The 20,289-nt window shown below is 62.8% G+C and carries 19 protein-coding genes; 12 read left to right on the plus strand and 7 right to left on the minus strand.

Features of this window, described 5'->3' with window-relative positions:
• Window positions 1–18: 18 nt before the first annotated feature.
• Window positions 19–912, minus strand: a complete 894-nt coding sequence (locus AC2YI2_RS13280; RefSeq protein WP_487386953.1) for a helix-turn-helix domain-containing protein — start codon at window positions 910–912, stop codon at window positions 19–21.
• 104 nt (window positions 913–1,016) lie between these two features.
• Between AC2YI2_RS13280 and AC2YI2_RS13285 the strand changes: the two genes are divergently transcribed.
• The 9 genes from AC2YI2_RS13285 to AC2YI2_RS13325 all read left to right on the plus strand — a co-directional run bounded on the left by AC2YI2_RS13285 (window position 1,017) and on the right by AC2YI2_RS13325 (window position 10,424).
• Window positions 1,017–2,531 carry an aldehyde dehydrogenase gene (locus AC2YI2_RS13285; protein ID WP_487386954.1) on the plus strand — a complete coding sequence of 505 codons (1,515 nt, stop codon included), beginning with the start codon at window positions 1,017–1,019 and terminating at the stop codon, window positions 2,529–2,531.
• A 107-nt stretch (window positions 2,532–2,638) separates the two neighbouring features.
• On the plus strand, window positions 2,639–3,862 hold the full coding sequence (locus AC2YI2_RS13290; protein ID WP_487387243.1) for an ABC transporter substrate-binding protein: 1,224 nt from the start codon (window positions 2,639–2,641) through the stop codon (window positions 3,860–3,862).
• Window positions 3,863–3,867: 5 nt separating this feature from the next.
• Window positions 3,868–4,620: an ABC transporter ATP-binding protein gene (locus AC2YI2_RS13295; protein WP_487386955.1), complete on the plus strand. Its 753-nt coding sequence runs from the start codon at window positions 3,868–3,870 to the stop codon at window positions 4,618–4,620.
• A complete protein-coding gene (locus AC2YI2_RS13300) occupies window positions 4,617–5,345 on the plus strand; it encodes an ABC transporter ATP-binding protein (RefSeq protein ID WP_487386956.1) in 729 nt (242 codons plus the stop codon). Before AC2YI2_RS13295 ends, AC2YI2_RS13300 begins: the two co-directional genes overlap by 4 nt.
• A 244-nt stretch (window positions 5,346–5,589) precedes the next feature.
• Window positions 5,590–6,486 carry a branched-chain amino acid ABC transporter permease gene (locus AC2YI2_RS13305; RefSeq protein WP_487386957.1) on the plus strand — a complete coding sequence of 299 codons (897 nt, stop codon included), beginning with the start codon at window positions 5,590–5,592 and terminating at the stop codon, window positions 6,484–6,486.
• On the plus strand, window positions 6,483–7,499 hold the full coding sequence (locus AC2YI2_RS13310; RefSeq protein WP_487386958.1) for a branched-chain amino acid ABC transporter permease: 1,017 nt from the start codon (window positions 6,483–6,485) through the stop codon (window positions 7,497–7,499). Before AC2YI2_RS13305 ends, AC2YI2_RS13310 begins: the two co-directional genes overlap by 4 nt.
• A gap of 3 nt (window positions 7,500–7,502) precedes the next feature.
• Window positions 7,503–8,288 (plus strand): coniferyl-alcohol dehydrogenase, encoded by a 786-nt coding sequence (locus AC2YI2_RS13315; protein ID WP_487386959.1) that lies wholly within the window; start codon window positions 7,503–7,505, stop codon window positions 8,286–8,288.
• A 16-nt stretch (window positions 8,289–8,304) separates the two neighbouring features.
• Window positions 8,305–9,750: an aldehyde dehydrogenase gene (locus AC2YI2_RS13320; protein ID WP_487386960.1), complete on the plus strand. Its 1,446-nt coding sequence runs from the start codon at window positions 8,305–8,307 to the stop codon at window positions 9,748–9,750.
• A 233-nt stretch (window positions 9,751–9,983) separates the two neighbouring features.
• Window positions 9,984–10,424: a glyoxalase superfamily protein gene (locus tag AC2YI2_RS13325; RefSeq protein ID WP_487386961.1), complete on the plus strand. Its 441-nt coding sequence runs from the start codon at window positions 9,984–9,986 to the stop codon at window positions 10,422–10,424.
• A 61-nt stretch (window positions 10,425–10,485) separates the two neighbouring features.
• Here the strand turns inward: AC2YI2_RS13325 and AC2YI2_RS13330 are convergent, their stop codons facing one another.
• Together AC2YI2_RS13330 and AC2YI2_RS13335 are read right to left on the minus strand one after the other, a co-directional pair.
• Window positions 10,486–12,498, minus strand: coding sequence for a DEAD/DEAH box helicase (locus tag AC2YI2_RS13330; protein ID WP_487386962.1), 2,013 nt, complete (start codon window positions 12,496–12,498; stop codon window positions 10,486–10,488).
• A 173-nt stretch (window positions 12,499–12,671) separates the two neighbouring features.
• Complete coding sequence (locus AC2YI2_RS13335) at window positions 12,672–13,532, minus strand: hypothetical protein (protein WP_487386963.1); 861 nt, start codon at window positions 13,530–13,532, stop codon at window positions 12,672–12,674.
• A 169-nt stretch (window positions 13,533–13,701) separates the two neighbouring features.
• Here AC2YI2_RS13335 and AC2YI2_RS13340 point away from each other — a divergent pair, with 169 nt between their 5' ends.
• The gene (locus AC2YI2_RS13340; protein WP_487386964.1) at window positions 13,702–14,079 is read left to right on the plus strand and encodes a VOC family protein; all 378 of its coding nucleotides are present in this window, start codon (window positions 13,702–13,704) and stop codon (window positions 14,077–14,079) included.
• Window positions 14,080–14,130: 51 nt separating this feature from the next.
• On the opposite strand, the gene AC2YI2_RS13345 is transcribed toward AC2YI2_RS13340, so the two are convergent.
• The 3 genes from AC2YI2_RS13345 to AC2YI2_RS13355 all read right to left on the minus strand — a co-directional run bounded on the left by AC2YI2_RS13345 (window position 14,131) and on the right by AC2YI2_RS13355 (window position 16,748).
• Window positions 14,131–14,550: a DUF2267 domain-containing protein gene (locus AC2YI2_RS13345; protein ID WP_487386965.1), complete on the minus strand. Its 420-nt coding sequence runs from the start codon at window positions 14,548–14,550 to the stop codon at window positions 14,131–14,133.
• A gap of 4 nt (window positions 14,551–14,554) precedes the next feature.
• Entirely contained in the window at window positions 14,555–15,544 is a 990-nt protein-coding gene (locus tag AC2YI2_RS13350) for a WD40 repeat domain-containing protein (protein WP_487386966.1), read from the minus strand.
• A 112-nt stretch (window positions 15,545–15,656) separates the two neighbouring features.
• Window positions 15,657–16,748, minus strand: coding sequence for a CobW family GTP-binding protein (locus AC2YI2_RS13355; protein ID WP_487386967.1), 1,092 nt, complete (start codon window positions 16,746–16,748; stop codon window positions 15,657–15,659).
• A 257-nt stretch (window positions 16,749–17,005) separates the two neighbouring features.
• On the opposite strand from AC2YI2_RS13355, the gene AC2YI2_RS13360 reads away from it, so the two are divergent.
• Complete coding sequence (locus tag AC2YI2_RS13360) at window positions 17,006–18,901, plus strand: methyl-accepting chemotaxis protein (RefSeq protein WP_487386968.1); 1,896 nt, start codon at window positions 17,006–17,008, stop codon at window positions 18,899–18,901.
• 8 nt (window positions 18,902–18,909) lie between these two features.
• Here AC2YI2_RS13360 and AC2YI2_RS13365 read toward each other — a convergent pair whose 3' ends face one another.
• The gene (locus tag AC2YI2_RS13365; RefSeq protein ID WP_487386969.1) at window positions 18,910–19,689 is read right to left on the minus strand and encodes a creatininase family protein; all 780 of its coding nucleotides are present in this window, start codon (window positions 19,687–19,689) and stop codon (window positions 18,910–18,912) included.
• A 75-nt stretch (window positions 19,690–19,764) separates the two neighbouring features.
• Between AC2YI2_RS13365 and AC2YI2_RS13370 the strand changes: the two genes are divergently transcribed.
• Window positions 19,765–20,271 carry a MarR family winged helix-turn-helix transcriptional regulator gene (locus AC2YI2_RS13370; protein ID WP_487386970.1) on the plus strand — a complete coding sequence of 169 codons (507 nt, stop codon included), beginning with the start codon at window positions 19,765–19,767 and terminating at the stop codon, window positions 20,269–20,271.
• Window positions 20,272–20,289 lie beyond the last annotated feature (18 nt).

The raw sequence follows: 20,289 nt of genomic DNA on the forward strand, positions 1-20,289 counted from the left end.
GGCTTCGTTCCGCCCCGATCAGGGCCAGTCGTAATAGCTCGACGACAGCGGGATCGTCGGGGCGCTGGTCGCGTCACGCGCCAGCGCACGATAGCGCGCCGGGGACACGCCTGTCTTGCGCTTGAAGAAATGGCTGAAATTTGCGGGATCCCGGAAGCCGAGACCGTAGGAAATCTCCTGCAAGCTGCGCGCGGACCGTTCGAGCCGAAGCTTGGCCTCCTGCACCACGCGATCATGCACCAGTTCGATCGGTGAGCGCGACAGCATGCGCTGACAGATGGCATGCAGCCGGTCCGGGCTGATGCCGAGCTCGCCGGCATAATCTGCTATGGAGCGGTGGCGCCGAAAGCCGATCTCCACCGATTGCCGGAAGCGCTGGAGTATCGAGCCGGCATTCGCGCGTGGTTCATCGGTGGCATCGGAACGCCTCAGCCGCCAAGCGGCCATCAGGATCAGCCGGGTATAGGCTGATATCACCATGCGCGACGCGCGGCCTTCATCGGCCAGTTCGGCGATCACGCCTTCAAAGAGCGGCGCCATTTCGCGCGACGTGGCTGGCTGGATCGCGTCGCCGAGCGAGAAGCTGCCGGAGAAGACCCGCAGTGCAGCCGATTCCGCGTGGTCGCCGATCGCCTCGCCGATGATCTCCGGCGACATGCCGACGAGATAACCGCGGCTGCCGGCGCCGACGGTAATCGTTTCGCCCTCGCTCGGGGGGAAGAAGGCGATCGCCGGGCCCGACACCGCCGCCGCGCCATCATCACGCGACAGGCGAATCGAACCATTTGCCAGCAGCAATGCATGATGGAACCAGCGCTGCGGCGGCCGGCCAAAGCGGATCACGCGCGACTGGATCGCGGGCTCGATCGCCTCGCCGCGGACATCATGATGGATAGCGGATTCGACCTGCATCGTCAGAATGACCAGAAATTTGCAAGTATTGGCCAGAAAATCACATTCTCATTTCCGACGCAAGGCGTAGCATCTTCATTATCGGCCTTTGGGAGGAGGCAGACATGGCCCTGGCGAACAATCCTGTCATCACGGAAAACCCGCTCGATCGAGCGCCGACAAGCACGCCAAGGCTCGTCAGCTTGCTGATCGGTGGCCGTGATATCGCCGCCTCGAACACAGCGACCTTCGAACGCTTCAGCCCGGTTTCCGGCGACCTTGTCACCGTCGCTGCTGCGGCCAGTCTGGATGACGTCACAGCAGCCGCGAATGCGGCCGCTGCTGCCTTTCCCGACTGGTCGCAAACCAGCCCCAGCTTTCGTCGCAAGCTGCTGGAGCGCGCAGCCGCGTTGCTGCTCGCCCGCAACGAAGACTTCATCGCGGCGATGATGGCCGAGACGGGTGCGACCCGCGAATGGAGCGGGTTCAATGTCGAGCTCTCCGCGAAGATCTTTCAGGAGGCAGCTGCCGCGACGACACAGGTCGGCGGATCGATCATCCCCACCGACATGGCGGGCAAGACTTCCTTCGCCTGGCGCCAACCGGCAGGTGTCTGCCTCGCCATTGCGCCATGGAACGCACCCGTCATCCTTGGCGTCCGTTCGATCGCCATCGCGCTCGCCTGCGGCAACACCGTGGTGCTGAAATCATCCGAACTCTGCCCGGCGACGCACCGGTTGATCGGCGATGTGCTGCAGGAAGCGGGTCTGCCGGATGGGGTGATCAACATTATCTCGAATGCGCCGGCCGACGCCTCGGCGATTATGGAAACGCTGATCGCCCACCCTGTCATCCGACGCATCAATTTCACCGGCTCGACCCGTGTCGGCCGGATCATCGCCCAGACAGCCGCCAAGCATCTCAAACGTTGCTTGTTGGAACTCGGCGGCAAGGCGGCCTTCATCGTCCTCGACGACGCGGACCTCGACGAGGCGGTGAAGGCCGCTGCTTTCGGCGCCTACTTCAACCAGGGCCAGATCTGCATGTCGACGGAGCGGATCATTGTCATGGATGAGATGGCGGATGCCTTCGTCGAGAAGTTCCTCGCCAAAGCCAGGACGTTGCGGGCGGGTGACCCGGCGCGCGGTGACCTGCCCCTGGGAGCATTGGTCACCGCTGAATCCGCCCGCCGGGTGCGTGGCCTGATCGACGATGCCGTAGCCAAAGGCGCTGTGCTCCTGACCGGAGGCGAGAACCACGACGCAATGATGGACGCCGCCGTCATCGACCATGTGACGCGCCCGATGCGGCTCTATCGTGAGGAGAGTTTCGGGCCCGTAGCGGTGATTATCCGCGTCGGCTCGGTCGACGAAGCCGTGACGGTCGCCAACGATTGCGAATACGGTCTGTCCGCCGCGGTTTTCGGCCGGGATATCGGCCGTGCCTTCGAGGTTGCCAAGCGCATCGAATCCGGCATCTGCCACATCAATTCGGCAACCGTCGCCGACGAGCCGCAGGTGCCGTTCGGTGGCGTCAAGGCGAGCGGCTACGGCAAGTTCGGGGGCCCCGCGGCCCTCGACGAATTCACGGAACTCCGCTGGATCACATTATCCGGCGGCAAGGGAGAGTACCCGATTTGAGCCACAAGGCCGATCGGCGATTTTCAAAACGGGAGGAAGCAATGACAATGAAGAAGGGAATGTCGCGCCGCGAACTGCTGGCAACAGCGGGTGCGGCAACGGCGGCCATGACTGTGGGTCTGCGTCCGGCCTTCGCGGCCGACACGCTCAAGGTGGGCTTCATCAGCCCGCGCACCGGCCCGCTCGGCGGTTTCGGCGAGACCGACGGCTACGTGCTCGACGTCGTGCGCAAGGCGATCGGCGACGGCATCGAGATCGCGGGCAAGAAATATGCGGTCGAGATCCTCGACCAGGACACGCAGTCGGATCCGTCGCGTGCCGGCCAGCTCGCCAAGGACCTGATCAACAACCAGGGCATCGACATGATACTGGCGATCTCGACGCCCGAGACGATCAATCCAGTGGCCGACGCCTGCGAAGCGGCGGGCGTGCCCTGCCTCTCGACCGTGATGCCCTGGGAAGCCTGGTATTTCGGCCGTGGCGCCAAGCCCGACCAGCCGTCGCCGTTCAAATGGACCTATCATTTCGGCTTCGGCGTCGGCGAATTCCACAAGGCCTATGTGTCGCAGTGGAACCTGATCGAGACCAACAAGAAGGTCGGCGTCATGTATCCCAATGATGCCGACGGCAACGCGATCCGTGCCAATCTCGCGCCGCTCTTGCAGAAGGACGGCTTCACGATCATCGATCCGGGTGCCTACGAGACCGGCACGACCGATTTCTCCAGCCAGATCGCGCTGTTCAAGCAGGAAGGCGTCGAGATCATCAACACCTTCCCGATTCCGCCTGATTTCGCCACCTTCTGGCGCCAGGCGGCACAGCAGGGTCTGCACAAGCAGGTCAAGATCGTCCAGGTCGCCAAGACCGGCCTGTTCCCCTCCGGCGTAGAGGCGCTCGGCAATCTCGGCGTCAATCTCGGCAGCGCCTGCTACTGGCACAAGGCGTTTCCCTACAAGTCTTCGATCGCAGGCGTCGGCGGTCCTGAACTGGCCGACGGCTACGAGGCCTCGTCCGGCAAGCAGTGGACCCAGCAGCTCGGCGCGACGTTGTCACTGTTCGATGCCGGCTTCGATGCGCTGAAGAAGGCTTCGGATCCGAAGAGCAAGGAAGCGGTGGCCAAGTCGATTTCGACGCTCAATACGGTGACCATCGCGGGCAAGGTCGACTTCACCTCCGGTCCTTTCCCGAACATCTCGCCCGGCCCGATCATCGGGACGCAGTGGGTCAAGGCACCTGAGGGGTCGAAATTCCCGCTCGATTACGTCGTGACCGAGAATGCGACCGACCCGAACGTGCCTGTCGCGGCCAAGCTGCTGCCCTATAACGGATAAGGTTCATGCTGGTGGAAAGCGGAAAAGGGACCGGCGAAAGCCGGTTCTCGGGGAGCGGCATCACCAAGCGGTTCGGCGCACTGGCCGTGCTCGAGGATGTCGACTTCTCGATGGGCATGGGCGAAGCAGTGGGGATTGTCGGGCCGAACGGCGCCGGCAAGACCACGCTGCTCGCCACGCTGTCGGGCGCCTATCCGCCGAGCGCGGGGACAGTGAACTTCGGCGGGCGCGACGTGACGCGGCTCTCGGCAGCGGCCCGCTGCCGGTTGGGCCTCGTCCGGACGCATCAGGTGCCGAAGCCCTTTGCCGGGATGACCACCTTCGAGAATGTCTATGTCGCGGCTTCGCATGGCAATGTGCAGAGCCGCGACGAAGCCTATGAGCGCGTCATCGATTCCCTTACCCTTTGCGGCATGCTCGCCGTCGCGAACCGCCGGGCCGAGACGCTCGGTCTCCTCGACCGCAAGCGGCTTGAGCTGGCCCGCGCACTGGCGACGGGGCCGAAGGTCGTCCTGCTCGACGAGATCGGCGGGGGGCTGACCGATTCCGAAGCGCAGGAACTCGTTCACACCATCCAGGAACTCCGCCATCGCGGTATCGGCATCGTCTGGATCGAGCATATCGTCCATGTGCTCCTGCAGGTGGTCGAGCGGCTTATCTGCATGGATGCCGGCCGCATCATCGCCGACGGCGAACCCAAGGCGGTAATGTCCGATCCGCAGGTGGTTAAGGCCTATCTCGGAGGTGGGCCGAAATGAGCACGCTCACAGTCGAGAACCTCACCGCCCGCCATGGGCTACTCGAAGCCGTCCGGGGCGTCTCGTTCAGCGTCGGCAAGGGTGAGACGCTGGCGCTTGTCGGCGCCAATGGCGCTGGCAAGACAACGCTGATGCGGACGCTGGCCGGTGCACATGCAATCGCTTCCGGAAGAATGTTTCTGGATGGCGAAGATGTGACCGCTCTGCCAGCGCATCAGCGCGTCCGTCGGGGCATTGCCCTGGTCCCGGAAGGCCGGCGGATGTTCGCCTCGATGACTGTCACCGAGAACTTGAAGCTCGGCGCAATGGCCGATCGCAAGGGTGACTGGTCCATCGATCGGATCATCGAGATCTTTCCGAATCTCCAGAAGCGACTGGATCACAAGACCGGCCATCTCTCCGGCGGCGAGCAACAGGCCACCGCGATCGGCCGGGCGCTGATGAGCAATCCGGACATATTGCTACTCGACGAGGTCTCACTCGGACTTTCCCCGCTCATCGTCGACCGCGTCTATGCGTCGCTCGACGGGCTGATCAAGTCGGGCACGACGATCATCCTGGTCGAGCAGGACCTGACCCGGGCGATGAGCGTCGCCGACCGGGTGATCTGCATGCTGGAAGGGAAAGCGGTGCTGGAGGGCAAGGCAAAGGAATTGACGCGCGACCAGGTGACCGAGGCCTATTTCGGACTCAATCGGGCCAAGCCGGGGAGGGTGGTGGCATGAGGAAGTTTAGACCGCTCTCGATGGAAGCCGAAGGAATTCTGCTCGGGGATTTGCTCTCGAGGACGACCGCAAACTCCCTCTTCTCCCCAGCGGGGAGAGGGTGGCCCGAAGGGCCGAATGAGGGGGTGCGCGAAGCGCCCATAGCAACAAAGACCCCCTCATCGCCTCGCATCCGCTCGGCACTTCTCCCCGCTTGGGAGAAGAGGGAGCAAGCGTTTCGCCCTGCGACAAGGAGGATCCCCGCATGACCAACCAGATCCTTCAGGGCATCCTGCTTGGCGGCTATTACGCGCTGATCGCCTGCGGTCTTTCCTTCATGTTCTCGGTCATGCGCATAATCAATCTCGCGCATGGCAGCCTCGCGGTCGCAGCCGCCTACCTCATTTTCGTGCTCGCCGAGCGGGCGCAGCTGCCGCTCTGGGCGAGTTTCCTGATCGCTGTGGCGGTCATGGCCGTGGCCGGATGGCTGATCCAGCGGCTGATTCTCGATCGCAGCGCGCGCGGCGGTCAGTTGCTGCCGATCCTCTCGACCTTCGGCCTGTCGATGGTGATCGACAACACGCTGTTCGAACAGTTCGGCGCCGACACGCGGTCGTTGGCCAATTCGATCGGCGATCTCTCCTGGGACAGCTGGGAGCTTCCGGGTGGGCTCTTCGTTGGCAAGCTGCCGGTGCTCATTTTTGTTACCGCCGTTCTCATGCTCGCCGTGCTGCAGATAATGCTGACCTACACCAAACTCGGCCGCGCCATCCGCGCCACGGCGGAAGATCCGGATACGGCGGGCCTTGTCGGCATTGACGCAAGGCGGGTGAATGCGGCGGCAGCAGCGATCACGTTGGTGACTGTCACGATCGCCGGCATGTTCCTCGCCATGCGGGCAACGTTCGAGCCCTATTCCGGCGCGCCGCAATTGTTGTTCGCCTTCGAAGCAGCGGTTATCGGCGGGGCGGGCTCGCTCTGGGGCACGCTGGCCGGAGGCATCATCCTCGGCATCGCCCAGACTTTCGGAGCCTCGCTGCATCCTCTCGGCTTCCTGATTGCCGGCCACGCGGTGTTCCTCATCATCTTGTTCGGCCGGCTGCTGTTGCCTGATCTCGCCACGCTACCGGCACGGTTGCTCAGCCGGGGAGGTGCGCTATGAGCACGGTCGTATCCCCTTCGATGGTTCATCGCTGGACCCGTTCGTCGCGGCTGGCTGTCTGGGTCTCGGCCATCGTGCTGCTCGGCCTCGCCGTACTGCCGGGCGTGCTTGGTGCCGGCGCTGTCGATCGGCTCACCGCGCTCTTCATCTATGTCATCATGGCAGCGATGTGGAATGCGCTGGCTGGCTATGGCGGACTGGTCTCGGTCGGCCAGCAAGTGTTCTTCGGCCTCGGCGCCTATTTCACCGTTCGCCTCGCCGAAGCTGACATCGATCCCTTCATCGCCATGGTTCTGGCGAGTGTCGTGGTCGCGGCGGTGTCCTATCCATTGTCCCTGGTCATGCTGCGACTCAAGGGCGGCGAATTCGCCATCGGCATGTGGGTGGTCTCGGCCCTCACCCATCTCTGCGTCAATCTCGATGGGCTGATCCAGGGCGAGACCGGCCGGTCGCTGATTTCGCTCAATGTCTATGACGCCGGCGCTAGGCGCGACATCATCTACTGGCTGGCGCTGATCGCCATGGCCGGCCTGCTCACCGGTCTCTTCGCGCTGCTGCGCAGCCGGACGGGTGCGGCGATTCAGGCGATCCGGGACAACGAGGATGCTGCGGAGTCGCTTGGCGTCGATGTCGTCAGGACCAAGCGACTGCTCTTCGTGCTCGCGGCTTTCGGCATCGGCGTTGCTGGCGCGCTCTGGCTGGCCAGCGCCACCAGCTTCCAGCCCAAGACCTATTTCTCGGTCCAGTGGACGGCCTATATGATCTTCATGGTGCTGGTCGGCGGCATCGGCCGGTTCGAGGGCGCGATCCTGGGTGCGGTGATCTTCTTCGTTATCGAGACCTGGTTCGGCGCGCTCGGCGTCTGGTACCTGATCGGCCTCGGTGTCGTTGCCCTTCTCTTCTCGCTCCTGCTGCCGCGCGGCCTCTGGGGCGAAATCGAAACACGTTTCGGGATTTCGCTGATGCCAGTGGGCTACCGGCTCGAAATACCCGGCCAATCCAGCAGGGAGTGAAGCATGCTTGCAGGTAAGACCCTCGTTATAACAGGCGTATCCTCGGGCATCGGCGCCCGCACGGCGGAACTGGCCATCGCTCAGGGTGCGGATGTCGTCGGCATCGACATGCGCGATCCGCCCGTGCCGCATGGTGCCTTTCTCAAGGGTGACTTGTCGAATCCCGATGGCATCGCGGCAGTCACCCGCCAGTTGCCGAAGCGCTTCGATGCGCTGCTCAACGTGGCGGGCGTCTCCGGTAACGGTGGCGCAGCGACCACGCTTGCGATCAATTTCTATGGCCTCCGCCATTTGACGGAAACGTTGGCGCCGCATATCCGCGAGGGTGGCGCGGTCGTCAACGTCGCCTCGATCGCAGGCTATGGCTGGCGCGCCAATCTCGAACGCGCGAAACGGATGGTCGGCGTTCAGGGCTTCCCCAATATCCTGAAGGTCATGGCCGACAATGAGGTGCCCGACGAGATCGGCTATCCGCTCTCCAAGGAACTGCTGATCCTCTGGACGCAGATTGCCGCCCATCAACAACGCTTCAAAGACCGCGGCATCCGCGTCAACGCCGTGAGCCCCGGCCCGGTCGAAACGCCGATCCTGAAGCAATTCCGCGACGTGCTGGGCGACGAGAAGGTCGATTCCGACATTAACCGCACCGGCCGCGCCGGCACCGCATCCGATATCGCTCCCGTGATCCTCTTCGCCGCCTCGGATGCGGCGCGCTGGATCAACGGCGCCAATCTCGCCGCCGATGGCGGTCTCGAAGCGTCGATCAATGCAGACGTGCTTGGATTTTAAGAAAGAGGAAACGACCATGGATATTCAACAGATCATCGGCGGCAAGTTCGTCGGCGCCATCTCAGGCAAGACATTCGACCGCATCGATCCCTTCAACGGCGAAGTGGCGACACGTTCGCCGGCCTCCGGTCTCGACGACGTCAAGGCAGCCGTCGCGGCGGCGCAGGCGGCTTTTCCCGCCTGGTCGAAGACCGGTCCCGGGGAGCGCCGCGCGCTGCTCAACAAGGCGGCCGATGTGCTGGCCTCCAAGGTCGGCGAGTTCACCGAGCTGCTGATCATGGAAACCGGTGGCACCGGTCCGTGGGCTGGCTTCAACACGATGCTGGCCGCCGGCATGCTGCGCGAAGCTGCTGGCATGACGACGCAGATCCAGGGCGACATCATCCCGTCCGACAAGCCGGGCACGCTGTCCATGGCGATCCGCCAGCCGGCTGGCGTCTGCCTCGGCATCGCGCCGTGGAACGCGCCGATCATCCTCGGCGTCCGCGCGCTCGCCATGGCGCTTGCCTGTGGCAACACGGTCATCCTCAAGGCGTCCGAATCCTGCCCCGGCGTGCATGTCACCATCGGCAAGGCGTTCCTGGAGGCGGGCTTCCCCGAGGGCGTGGTCAACGTCATCACCAATGCGCCGGAGGACGCTGCTGCCATCGTCGAGGCGCTTATCTCGGCCCCCGAGGTCAAGCGCGTCAACTTTACCGGCTCGACCAAGGTCGGCCGGCGCATCGGCGAACTCTGCGGCCGCAATCTCAAGCCGGCACTGCTCGAGCTCGGCGGCAAGGCGCCGATGATCGTGCTCGAAGACGCGGATATCGATGCCGCGGTGAACGGTGCGATCTTTGGCGCCTTCGCCAATATGGGCCAGATCTGCATGTCGACCGAGCGGCTGATCGTGCATGAGAAGATCGCCGACGAATTCGTGTCCAAGCTCTCGGCCCGCGCGTCGAAACTGCCCGCCGGCGACCCGCGCGGCCATGTCGTGCTCGGCTCGCTCGTGAGCCCTGCCTCGGCCGCGAAGATGGATGACTTCATCTCCGACGCGACTGGCAAAGGCGCGACCGTCACGGCAGGCGGCAAGCGGACGGGCAGCGTCGTCGAAGCCACCGTGCTCGACAATGTGAAGCCTGGGATGCGCGCTTATGACGAGGAAAGCTTCGGGCCGGTCAAGCCTGTCATCCGCGTCAGGGACGAGGATGAAGCGATCCGCATTGCCAACGATACCGAATATGGCTTGTCGGCTTCGGTCTACAGCCGCGACATCCAGCGGGCGATGGCCGTGGCGGCGCGGATCGAATCCGGCATTTGCCATATCAACGGCCCGACGGTGCATGACGAGGCGCAGATGCCCTTCGGCGGGGTCAAGGGTTCCGGCTATGGCCGCTTCGGCGGCAAGGCCGCGATCTCGGAGTTCACCGACCTGCGCTGGATCACCATCGAGGATCCGCATCAGCATTATCCGTTCTGAGATGTACCTTCGAGATGGAGCGCGGCGCGGTCATTCGAACGCGCGGTGCTCCAGATTGACATTCAGCAGATCCCGAACTATGAGCGCGGCAGGGATGGGAACCCCTGCCGCCCGCAGTCGCAAGACATGGTGAAGTTCCTGATTTTGGACCTAGTCTGATTTCTCTTTAAGGCATAGGCCTTGGCAATGCGGGCACCCGAGATGCGCCACATATGCCGGACAAGAGGACAGTCATGGGACAGGCTCCCAAACTACCGTCGCTCGATGTCCTGAAGGACCAGGCGAAGCGCTTGCGCGACACGCTGGGACGGCAGGGCACAGTGATCAATCATTCCAAGGCGCTCGAACTGATCGCCGCACAGCACGGGTTCCGCGACTGGAACACGCTGATGGGGGCGATCGGCAACCGGCCGCCGGTGCGGAGCTACAATATCGGCGACCAGGTCATCGGGCACTATCTCGGCCAGATGTTCACCGGCACCATCATCGCGGTGCAGACGCTGACCAGTGTGCACGGCCGCACGCGCGTGACTTTCGACTTCGACGAGCCCGTCGATGTCATCACCTTCGAGAGCTGGTCGGCTTTCCGCAAGCGGGTGACCTGTACGCTCAACGAGGAAGGCAGGACGATGGAGAAAACCTCCAACGGCCAGCCGCATATGGTGTTGAGCTAAAAAAATCCCCTCATCGCCGTCCAGCGATAAGGGGATCTTCCTTTCAACAAGCCCGGCTGGCTCAGCCGTTGCTCTTGGTCTTCTTCTTGCGCTTCAGGCCATCGCCCGCGCCGGCGAAAGTCGGCTTGGAGGGCTTTGCCCAATCCTTGCCGGGACGATCTGACGGCGGGCGGTCTGCGAAGGGACGCTCGGAGAAGGTCCGCTCGCCACCGGCGAATTCCGGCTTGCGGCCGAACTTCTTCTTGGTATGGGCAGCGCCGAATTCTTCGGCCACGGGGTCGGACTTCTTCGAATAGGCCGGCTTTTCGCGGGCCGGCACTTCGGCGCGGGGCTTACGATCCTCATAGGGCCGGCGATCTGTGGTAGCCTTGCGGTCGTCGCCATACTTGCGCTCGGCGAAGGACTTCTTTGGCTCCCGCGATGGCTTCGACAGATCCGGCTGGCCCTCGATCACGCTGATGCGGATGCCGCGTTCCATCGTCTTGTTCGGGCCGATATTGTGCAGGAAGTTCTCGATCGAATCCTGAGAGAGCTGCACATAGGTCTCGTCCTGTTGCATTTTGATTGCGCCGATATCGCGCTTCGTCATATTGCCGGCGCGGCAAAGCAGCGGGATCAGCCAGCGCGGCTCCGCATTCTGCTTGCGGCCGACCGAGATCGAGATCCAGGTCGAGGGCCCGAAATCCTCGCCGCGGCGGGGCGGCGTGTCATCGATTGGAAAGTCGCGTGTCGCGCGAGCCGGACGTGCGGCCTGTACCGAACCAATGTCGATGAGGTCTTCCGGCGCGGAGCGTCCCGCGCGGTACTGGCGCAAGAAGGCGGCGGCAACCTGCTCGGCGCCGTGGCGGGCGATGAGTTGGGCGACGAAATCGCGCTCCGTATCCTGTACGGGACTGGCGAAGACCTCGTCGTTAAGCAGGCGGTCGTCGTCGCGGGCATTGACCTCGTCGGCCGAGGGCGGAGCCGCCCATTCAACCTGCAACTTGGCCATCTGCAGCAGGCGCTCGGCCTTGCGGCGGGCGCTGGTCGGTACCACGAGCGCGGAAACGCCCTTGCGGCCGGCACGGCCGGTACGGCCCGAACGGTGCAGCAGCGTGTCGGGATTGGTCGGCAGGTCGGCATGAATGACCAGTTCGAGATTCGGCAGGTCGATGCCGCGCGCAGCCACGTCGGTCGCGATGCAGACGCGGGCACGGCCGTCGCGCATCGACTGCAGCGCGTGGGTGCGCTCGTTCTGCGAAAGCTCGCCAGAAAGTGCCACGACGGTGAAGCCACGATTGTGCAGCCGCGCGGTCAGGTGGTTCACCGCAGCGCGGGTGTTGCAGAAGATGATCGCGTTTTGCGCCTCGTAAAAGCGCAGCACATTGACGATGGCATTGTCGCGATCGGACGGTGCCACGGGCAGCGCGCGATATTCGATATCGATATGCTGGCGCTGCTCGGACTGCGTCGCGATGCGGATCGCGTTGCGCTGGTAGTTCTGGGCGAGCGTGGCGATCGACTTCGGCACAGTGGCCGAAAACATCAGCGTGCGGCGCTCGACGGGTGCTGCGTCGAGGATGAATTCGAGATCCTCGCGGAAGCCGAGATCGAGCATCTCGTCGGCCTCGTCGAGGACAACCGCGCGTATCGCCGAAAGATCGAGCGCCCGGCGTGTGATGTGGTCGCGCAGACGGCCCGGCGTGCCGACGACGATATGCGCACCGCGTTCCAGCGCCCGCCGCTCGTCGCGCGCATCCATGCCACCGACACAGGTGGCGATCGACGCGCCGGCTTCCTCGTAGAGCCAGGTCAGTTCGCGAGCGACCTGCATGGCGAGTTCACGGGTCGGGGCAATGACGAGTGCCAGCGGCGCCTGGATGCGCGGCAGCCTGTTTTTGCCGTCAAGCAGGGTCGTCGCGATCGCGAGACCAAAGGCCACGGTCTTGCCGGAGCCGGTCTGGGCCGAGACAAGCGCATCGGCGTCGCGAAGCTCTGGTGCCAGCATGGCTTTCTGGACGGGGGTGAGTTCGCTGTAGCCGCGTTTTGCCAAAGCAACGCCAAGCGGCGGCTCGATGCCTTCAAATTGGGTCATGTCCATCTTTCGGATATGCGCCCGGAAATGGAGGTACCATTGAGAGGGCGGCAGAACGGCGACGATGCCGTGATTTTGCGCCTACATAGTGCGCAACGCAGAAAAAGTACAGTGCGCCGCACACATAGCTTCAATGCGGGACTGCAATGTAAGGGCACTATTTGCCCTCATGCTTAATAGCGGGACTCGTTTTCCTTCTCGAGTCGCTGCATCGCATCGGAGTCAGGCACGTAGCGCCCCTTCTCCGCATTCCAGACATACGTCGTCTTGACCTGTTTCGTGCCCAGCTTGGTCGTCTTCAGATCGGCACAGACTTCCTCGATGGCCGATGTCGTGTCGGTCACCGTCACTGTGATCGGTGCATAGGGTTTGCCCTCCGCCGGATTGGCAGTATAGCCGATCACCTGCTGCCGGTCGATGCCGCAATTGCGCTCTCCAAGAAGGCTGGTGCTGTCGATGAGTTCGAACTTGTCGTTCCGCACCAGGATCATCGATTGCGTGGCGTAACTCTGGTTCGCGTTGAAATGTGAACTCAGCGTCAGGATCACATCGGTGGCATCGCTGACCGGCAGCAGCGCCTGATCGAAGAAATAGGTACTGGCGTCGAAGCCGGTATCGGCCGCATCGAGCAGTTCCGGCTTTTCCTTCGAGAGGTCGTAGAGTGCGAGGATCGCTATGCTCTGCGCTGCGTCGGCCGCCTGGGAGAAATCGAACAGGACCAGAAGGCGGTTCTTGCCGTCGGCCTTCATGGTGAGATGGGAGACGTCGAAGAGGCCGAACGTCTTGACGTCCTTATTGGCGAAATCAGGTCCGCCAATGTGACGAACTGGATTGAACGTCTGGCCCGTGAAGGTGTTGGCGAAGCCGTCGAGATCGGGGACGAACTGCCGCGCGAGATCAAGGAAACGTGTCTGGGTGCCCGGTATCACCACTTTCACGACAGGAGAATTCTCGACATCCGCGGTCCAGCCCGGACTGATCATCATCAGCAGGAATAGCAGTGTCGCGACGCCTCGCGCAATCGAGTGCCTCATGCCCCAACTCCTCGGTCCAATGGTCAGCATAGATATCGGGAAAACTTGAGCAACCGGATTCTTGCGCACGGCATTTTGAACCAGCGATCGGGTTGACTCTTGCGTTCATGAAATGTTCTTATAGCGATGCTAAGAGCCTTTCACTGGGCCAAAACCAAGGGAGAAGACGATGGCACACGGTACTTTCGGCTGGAACGAGCTGATGAGCTCTGACATCGAAGCCTCGAAGGAATTCTACAAACGCGTCGCGGGTTGGACCTATCAGGACATGCCGATGGGCGACATGGGCAATTACACGCTGGCCTTCATCGCCGGCAATCCGGTGCCGGTGGCGGGCCTGATGCCCTGGCCGGAGAGCCAGCCGGGCAGCAACGACTGGTTCGCCTATATCAATGTCGATGACATCGATGCGGCGACCGAAGCTGCGGCTGGCGCCGGCGGCACGGTCATGCGCGAAAAGTTCTATATCGACAATACCGGCTGGATCGCCATCGTGCAGGATTCCGCCAAGACCATGATCGGCCTCCTGCAGCCTGACCCGATGTGACGTTGCAGGCGCCGGGCTGCGATGCGGTCTGGCGCCCTCTGCAATTGCGGATCAGGGCGTCCAATATTCAGCGGCGCCCGGCGGCAACGTTGCCAGGACACGATCGAGGTCGGCGTTGCTTACACTGCGCCGCAGGGCTGCAGCGACGTCCGAGATCGAGGTCTCGGAGGCGAGATTGTGGTCGCGTCTGTTGGCCCTGACTTCTTGGTTCAACCTGGCCCGATCCGGAAAGGGTGCGGGCTCAGTGACCGGGTGCCAATTCTCGACGAAGATCGCGCGCAGAACGGCGGGCAGGATTTCGGCGAAACGCAAAGCATCATCGACGGTCAGGTGGTCGCGGAAGACGTGGAGCACGGCGCGCAAGATCGCGTAGCTGCGATGGTGAGTCTCCAGCATGGCGATCTGCATGAAATCGTCCATGAAACGCTCGAAGTCTCGCGTCGCATGGACATATTCCTGCGGAACAGTCATCGCGTCATCCCGATATGTCGATCACGCCGCAGTCGCCGGCTTCCGAGGCGAAGGCGAGGAGCTTGCCCGATTTCGACCAGGCCATCGAAGTAATCGCGCCCTTGCCGGGTCGGCGGAGCAGCGCTTCCTTCTGGTCGGCGAGGCGGACGCCGAGGATCATGCCGTCCATGAAGCCGATCGCCAGGACTTCGTCATTGCCGTGGAACTGGACCGCAGTCACCAGGATGTTGGCGCGGGTGCCGAGCTCGAGCGGCGCCTTGCCCATCGGACCGTCCTTGGCGGCGAAGGGCCACACGATCGCAGCCGGCGCGCCGGAGGAGGCGAGCCATTTGCCCTTCGGCGACCAGGAGAGCGACTTGATCTTGGCGGGATAGCCGGTCATGCGCATGTGGCGGGTCTCCTCGCCGGGCTTGCCGTCGAGCTTCCAGCCGTGCAGCGCATTCTCCTGCATCGCGGTTACGAGGAAACGGCCGTCGGGCGAGAAGGTGACCTGCGTATGGGCTCCCTTCCATTCGAGATCGACCGGTGCGCCGTTGGTGCCCGCCCAGTGAAGCGTCACGCCGTTGTAGCGAGATGCCGCGAGGCGAAGGCCCTTTGGTGCAAAAGCGACGCCCTCGACCGAACGCTGCTCGGTGAAGCTGCGGCTCTTGCCGTCGGAGGTAACCGCTGTCGCCACCTTGCCGGTGGCATAGCCGACCGCACCGGATGGGCCGGCCGCCAGTGCGGTGATCCATTTGCGGGGCTCTTCCGCCACGAGCTTTGCCGTACCATCAGCGGAGATCCGGAAGATTTTGCCGTCCTCGCCACTTGTCAGCACGGAATTGGTCAGGGGGTCAGCGACGCTCGCCAGCATGCCGTTGTTGGCCTCAGTCACCTTATGGCCCATGTCGAGACGATGGACGCTGCCGGTCGAGGAGGCGAAGAAGGGAACGTCGCCCAGGAAATGCGCACCGAGCACATGGCCGTCAAGGTCGAGCGGGGCAACGGTCGGCATACAAGCATTCTCCGGCATTGGATCAATCAGTCACGCGGCCTCGATGGCGTGAACCCGGCATCGTGTCAATGCCGGGTGCATCCCATCGGGTGGGTCTCGCGGTCTATGCGGTTCATGCCGCGCAGGCGAGGAAGCTCTCCTCGATCTTCTTGCGATCGAGGTCGCGACCGATGAAGACGAGCTTGCTCTCGCGCTTCTCGCCGTCCTTCCAGGCACGCTGGTGGTTGCCCTCGATGATCATATGTACGCCCTGCACCACGTAGCGCTCGTCGTCCTGGTCGAAGGCGATGATGCCCTTGAGGCGCAGGATGTTCGGGCCCTGCACCTGGGTGATCTTTTCGATCCAGGGGAAGAATTTCTTCGGATTCATCTCGCCGGCGCGGAGCGAGATCGACTGCACAGTCACATCATGGATCGCCGAGGGTGCATGGTCATGATGGTGGTGATCATGGTCATGGTGCTCATGACCATGATGATCGTGGTCGTGATGATCGTGATCATGGTTGTGATCGCAATCCGGGCCGCAGACATGGTCCTCGTGGCCGTGTTCGAGGAATTGCGGATCGTTCTCCAGCGCACGGTCGAGATCGAAGGCACCGAGATCGAGAACCTTGGTCAGGTCCACATTCGAGCGCTCCGTGCGATAGATGCGCGCCGACGGATTGATCACGCGAATGATCTGCTCGATCTTGTTGGCCTCTTCCGGCGAGACGAGATCGGTCTTGTTGAGCAGCACCACGTCGGCGAACGCCAACTGGTCCTCGGCTTCGCGGCTGTCCTTGAGGCGGAGCGGCAGGTGCTTGGCGTCGACCAGCGCCACCACGGCATCGAGCTGGGTCTTGGCCCGCACGTCGTCGTCCATGAAGAAGGTCTGGGCGACCGGCACCGGATCGGCAAGGCCGGTGGTCTCGACAATGATCGCGTCGAAGCGACCGGGGCGGCGCATCAGGCCCTCGACGACGCGGATCAGGTCGCCGCGCACGGTGCAGCAGATGCAGCCGTTGTTCATCTCGTAGATTTCCTCGTCGGATTCCACGATCAGGTCGTTGTCGATGCCGATCTCGCCGAATTCGTTAACGATGACGGCGTATTTCTTGCCGTGGTTCTCGGTCAGGATGCGGTTGAGCAACGTCGTCTTGCCGGCGCCGAGATAGCCGGTGAGCACGGTGACGGGAATGGGCTTTGCGGTCTGGGCTTCGGTCATGGTCGCCTCGGGGGTGATGGGAAGCTAAGGGGTTGGATCGTATATAGGAGAGGAACGATCGGCGCGCAAATGGACGCGTGGTGCAGTTTCCGGCGCTATTGCGGCTTTGACCGATCCGATATGTTTGCGCTGCAGCAAAAACAGCCCAAAACCCCGGGTTTTGGGCGCCTGCGTTATCAAAAACTTAGCAAAATTTATAAATTCTAAGCAACATCCGACCGATTGCCACGGCTCGCATGACTCAAAGGAATTTCTCCATGCTTCAAAACCTTCCCATCCAGCTCAAGATCGGCATCGTGGTGCTTTTCATGGGAGTGGCGGCGCTTTCCATCGCGGCCATGGGCGTACTTGGTATCCGGGACCTGGGGGGCACGTTGGCGTCCGTCGGCCAGAGGGAGGAAGTTGCGCGGGAGGCTATGGATCTTCGCGTCGATATCATCGCGATCAGCCGCATGACCTATCAACTGGCAGCCGAGCCTGAAAAGGTAGCGGATTTTGCAGCGGAAACTGAAAAGCGCGCCGAGGAAATGCTGGCGCGCCTGCCCAAGATCGAGGCGGCCGCAACGCCGGACGAGATCAAGATGCTCGCAGATGTCAAAGCGGCGCTTCTTGTCTATTTCGACGAGATTCGCGCGATGGTGAAGACAGCGCAGACATCCGCGTCGGATGTTGCGGCAATGAAGGCGGCACTCGGCAAGGCGCTCGCTGCACAGAAAACCGTGACTGCCGCGGTCAAGGTCTATAGCAAGTCGTCAGGCGATACGCTGGCTGCGGCGCGCGAGGAGGCGCTTGGTTCCTCCTCGGTTGCTATCTGGACCCAGATCATCGTTGCGGCCATCTGCGTTCTGGCCGGCGGTGGCGTCAGTTCCTTCGTTGCCCGCCAGGGTATTGCCAGGCCGATCAAGACGCTGACCGCAGGCATGACTCGCCTGGCGGGTGGCAACCTTGAAAGCGAAGTTGGCGACACCGGCCGGCGCGACGAAATCGGCGAGATGGCGCGCTCCATGGAGGTATTCCGCCAGAACAGCATCGCCATCAGGGCCCTTGAAGCCCAGGAGGCCGCACTGCATGCCAAGAGCGCCGAACTCCAGTCCACGATCAGCACCGTGGTGGCGGCGGCAGTCGCGGGCGACTTCTCGCAGCGCATCACCAAGGATTATGAGAATGGCGACCTCAACCGCTTTGCGCAGTCGGTAAACGAGCTCGTGATCTCCGTGGATTCTGGCATAACCGAGTTCCGCCGTGTCGTGGCGGCACTCGCCGAGGCGGACCTGTCGCAGACGATGCGGGGCCAGTTCCGTGGCGCTTTCGCCGAACTCCAGGCCAATGTCAACGCCACGATGGAGATCCTCGGATCGACGATCGAGCGTATTCGTGCCTCCGGCGACACGATCAACAACGATACGCGGGAGCTCAGTTCGGCAGCAAACGATCTTTCCCGCCGCACCGAACGCCAGGCCGCTTCGCTCGAAGAGGCCGCTGCCGCGCTTGACGAGATCACAGTGACCGTTCGCAGCACTTCGGAGCGGGCCCGGGAGGTCAAGGCCATGATGATCGAGACGCAGGGCAGCGCTGGCAAGTCCGGCGACATCGTCCGCAATGCGGTCGAGGCCATGAGCCGGATCGAGCAATCCTCCGGCAAGATCAGCCAGATCCTGTCGGTGATCGATGAAATCGCCTTCCAGACCAACCTTCTCGCGCTCAATGCGGGCGTCGAAGCGGCGCGCGCAGGCGAGGCGGGCCGTGGTTTTGCGGTGGTCGCACAGGAAGTGCGCGAACTCGCGCAGCGCTCGGCAACCGCCGCCAAGGAGATCAAGAGCTTGATCGGCCAATCCGAAATCGAGGTTGCGAGCGGCGTCACCCTGGTGCGGTCCACGGGTGAGGCCCTCGTGGAAATCGAAGGCCTGGTCAACCGTGTGAACGATCACATAACCACGATTTCCAAGGCGACAGAGGAGCAGTCCTCGGCGCTGCAGGAGATCAACAGCTCCGTCAATCAGATGGATCAGATGACCCAACAGAACGCCGCCATGGTCGAGGAAACGACATCGGCAAGCGTCTCGCTGTCCGAACAGAGCCGGCATCTGCACGATCTGCTCGAGCGCTTCAGGCTCGGTAATTCGGGAACCGCCAGGTACCGGCAGGCGGCTTGAGGCAACGCTCAACTCGAAGCGTGCGACCGGGGGAGGAAGAGGCTGACGTCGAATCCATCGACATCCTCGACCAGTTCGACCAATCCCGTGATGGCATGGGCGAGCAACGCCTCGCCCCTGGCGGCACTGGCCGCGGCGGCATTGCCCGCCGCACCATCGGGATTCAGATCGCGCATCATCCAGCCGAAGGCATGCGGCCCGTAGGCACGCAGGTGTCGGTAGTCATTTGCCAGGCGGGACTGTAACGAAGGAAAGTCTTGCGCCTTCGTCATATCGACCTGGTCCGGAGCGGTCGCCAGCATGACCGACGTCTCGATATCACCGCCATGGATGTCCACTGCCTTTGCTTCCGACGCAATCAGGCCCTCCGGTACGCCAAAACGGGTCCAACTGGTGGCGACGCAGAGCATGTGGAAGCGGATGCGGGCCTCGGTGGCGACGATGGTCATCAACGGCGAATTGCCGCCATGGGCATTGAGCAGCACCAGCTTGCGGATGCCGCGGCTAGAAAGGTCTTCGGCAATGCCGAGCCAGCGGTTCACAGCCTCGTCGAAGGCGAGAGATTTCGTGCCGGGTCGATCGAGATGCTCGGGCGAATAGCCCACCGGTTCGGCTTCGAGGAAGATCACGTCGAGCGCATCGGACAGGGCCGTTCTCAGCCGCGCGGCGATGGCCCTGGCGATGATCGTATCCGTTTCCAGCGGCAGATGCGGGCCATGAAATTCATGCGCGCCGAGCGGCAGGATGGCGATGGTGCGGGCGGTCAAAAGCCCTGTTTCTCCTGCCATTTCGCGCCAACCCCTTGCCATTGCCCCGCGCCATCAGTCATACATTCAAAAAGTTTAAATTCAAACGGGGCGGGGATGACCAAGAAGGACAAGTCCAAGAAGAAGGACAAGCCGGAAAAGGAAATCCAGCCCCGCGAGCCCGGTGATCTCCAGTCCGAAGTCACGCGCGCGTCGCGCTCGATGCGCACCTTCTTGACGAATTCTCTCTCCCACAGCGGCATCTATGCCGGACAGGATGGTGTCATCCTGGCACTCGCCGAAGAAGACGGCCTTTCGGCAGGCGCCATAGCCGACCGCCTGGGCGTCAAACCGCCGACCATGACGCGGACGCTTGCGCGCATGGAGGCGCAGGGCTTCATCCAGCGACAGCCCGATGCGGCCGACGGCCGGCAATTGCGCGCCGTTCTCACCGACGAGGGCCGCAAGCATGTCCACGCCATCCAGCTCGCCGCGAAGGCGACCGAGAACATGGCGCTCTCCGCATTGTCGGACAAAGAGATCCGCCAGTTCCTCAAAGTGTTGCGCAAGATCAACCGCAACCTTGGGCAGGTGGAGCCTGAGGCGGAGATATCAAGTGAATAAGCGCCACACAGGCTTGCA

Source organism: Rhizobium sp. SRI_017 (genome assembly GCF_057586295.1).

Excerpts from the sequence above, each read along its gene's own strand:
- AC2YI2_RS13295 (WP_487386955.1), top strand. The coding sequence starts at position 3,868 with ATGCTGGTGGAAAGCGGAAAAGGGACCGGCGAAAGCCGGTTCTCGGGG.
- AC2YI2_RS13325 (WP_487386961.1), top strand. The coding sequence starts at position 9,984 with ATGGGACAGGCTCCCAAACTACCGTCGCTCGATGTCCTGAAGGACCAG.
- AC2YI2_RS13300 (WP_487386956.1), top strand. The coding sequence starts at position 4,617 with ATGAGCACGCTCACAGTCGAGAACCTCACCGCCCGCCATGGGCTACTC.
- AC2YI2_RS13285 (WP_487386954.1), top strand. The coding sequence starts at position 1,017 with ATGGCCCTGGCGAACAATCCTGTCATCACGGAAAACCCGCTCGATCGA.
- AC2YI2_RS13360 (WP_487386968.1), top strand. The coding sequence starts at position 17,006 with ATGCTTCAAAACCTTCCCATCCAGCTCAAGATCGGCATCGTGGTGCTT.
- AC2YI2_RS13370 (WP_487386970.1), top strand. The coding sequence starts at position 19,765 with ATGACCAAGAAGGACAAGTCCAAGAAGAAGGACAAGCCGGAAAAGGAA.
- AC2YI2_RS13315 (WP_487386959.1), top strand. The coding sequence starts at position 7,503 with ATGCTTGCAGGTAAGACCCTCGTTATAACAGGCGTATCCTCGGGCATC.
- AC2YI2_RS13280 (WP_487386953.1), bottom strand. The coding sequence starts at position 912 with ATGCAGGTCGAATCCGCTATCCATCATGATGTCCGCGGCGAGGCGATC.
- AC2YI2_RS13330 (WP_487386962.1), bottom strand. The coding sequence starts at position 12,498 with ATGACCCAATTTGAAGGCATCGAGCCGCCGCTTGGCGTTGCTTTGGCA.
- AC2YI2_RS13320 (WP_487386960.1), top strand. The coding sequence starts at position 8,305 with ATGGATATTCAACAGATCATCGGCGGCAAGTTCGTCGGCGCCATCTCA.
- AC2YI2_RS13290 (WP_487387243.1), top strand. The coding sequence starts at position 2,639 with ATGACTGTGGGTCTGCGTCCGGCCTTCGCGGCCGACACGCTCAAGGTG.
- AC2YI2_RS13355 (WP_487386967.1), bottom strand. The coding sequence starts at position 16,748 with ATGACCGAAGCCCAGACCGCAAAGCCCATTCCCGTCACCGTGCTCACC.
- AC2YI2_RS13305 (WP_487386957.1), top strand. The coding sequence starts at position 5,590 with ATGACCAACCAGATCCTTCAGGGCATCCTGCTTGGCGGCTATTACGCG.
- AC2YI2_RS13310 (WP_487386958.1), top strand. The coding sequence starts at position 6,483 with ATGAGCACGGTCGTATCCCCTTCGATGGTTCATCGCTGGACCCGTTCG.
- AC2YI2_RS13365 (WP_487386969.1), bottom strand. The coding sequence starts at position 19,689 with ATGGCAGGAGAAACAGGGCTTTTGACCGCCCGCACCATCGCCATCCTG.
- AC2YI2_RS13340 (WP_487386964.1), top strand. The coding sequence starts at position 13,702 with ATGGCACACGGTACTTTCGGCTGGAACGAGCTGATGAGCTCTGACATC.
- AC2YI2_RS13345 (WP_487386965.1), bottom strand. The coding sequence starts at position 14,550 with ATGACTGTTCCGCAGGAATATGTCCATGCGACGCGAGACTTCGAGCGT.
- AC2YI2_RS13350 (WP_487386966.1), bottom strand. The coding sequence starts at position 15,544 with ATGCCGACCGTTGCCCCGCTCGACCTTGACGGCCATGTGCTCGGTGCG.
- AC2YI2_RS13335 (WP_487386963.1), bottom strand. The coding sequence starts at position 13,532 with ATGAGGCACTCGATTGCGCGAGGCGTCGCGACACTGCTATTCCTGCTG.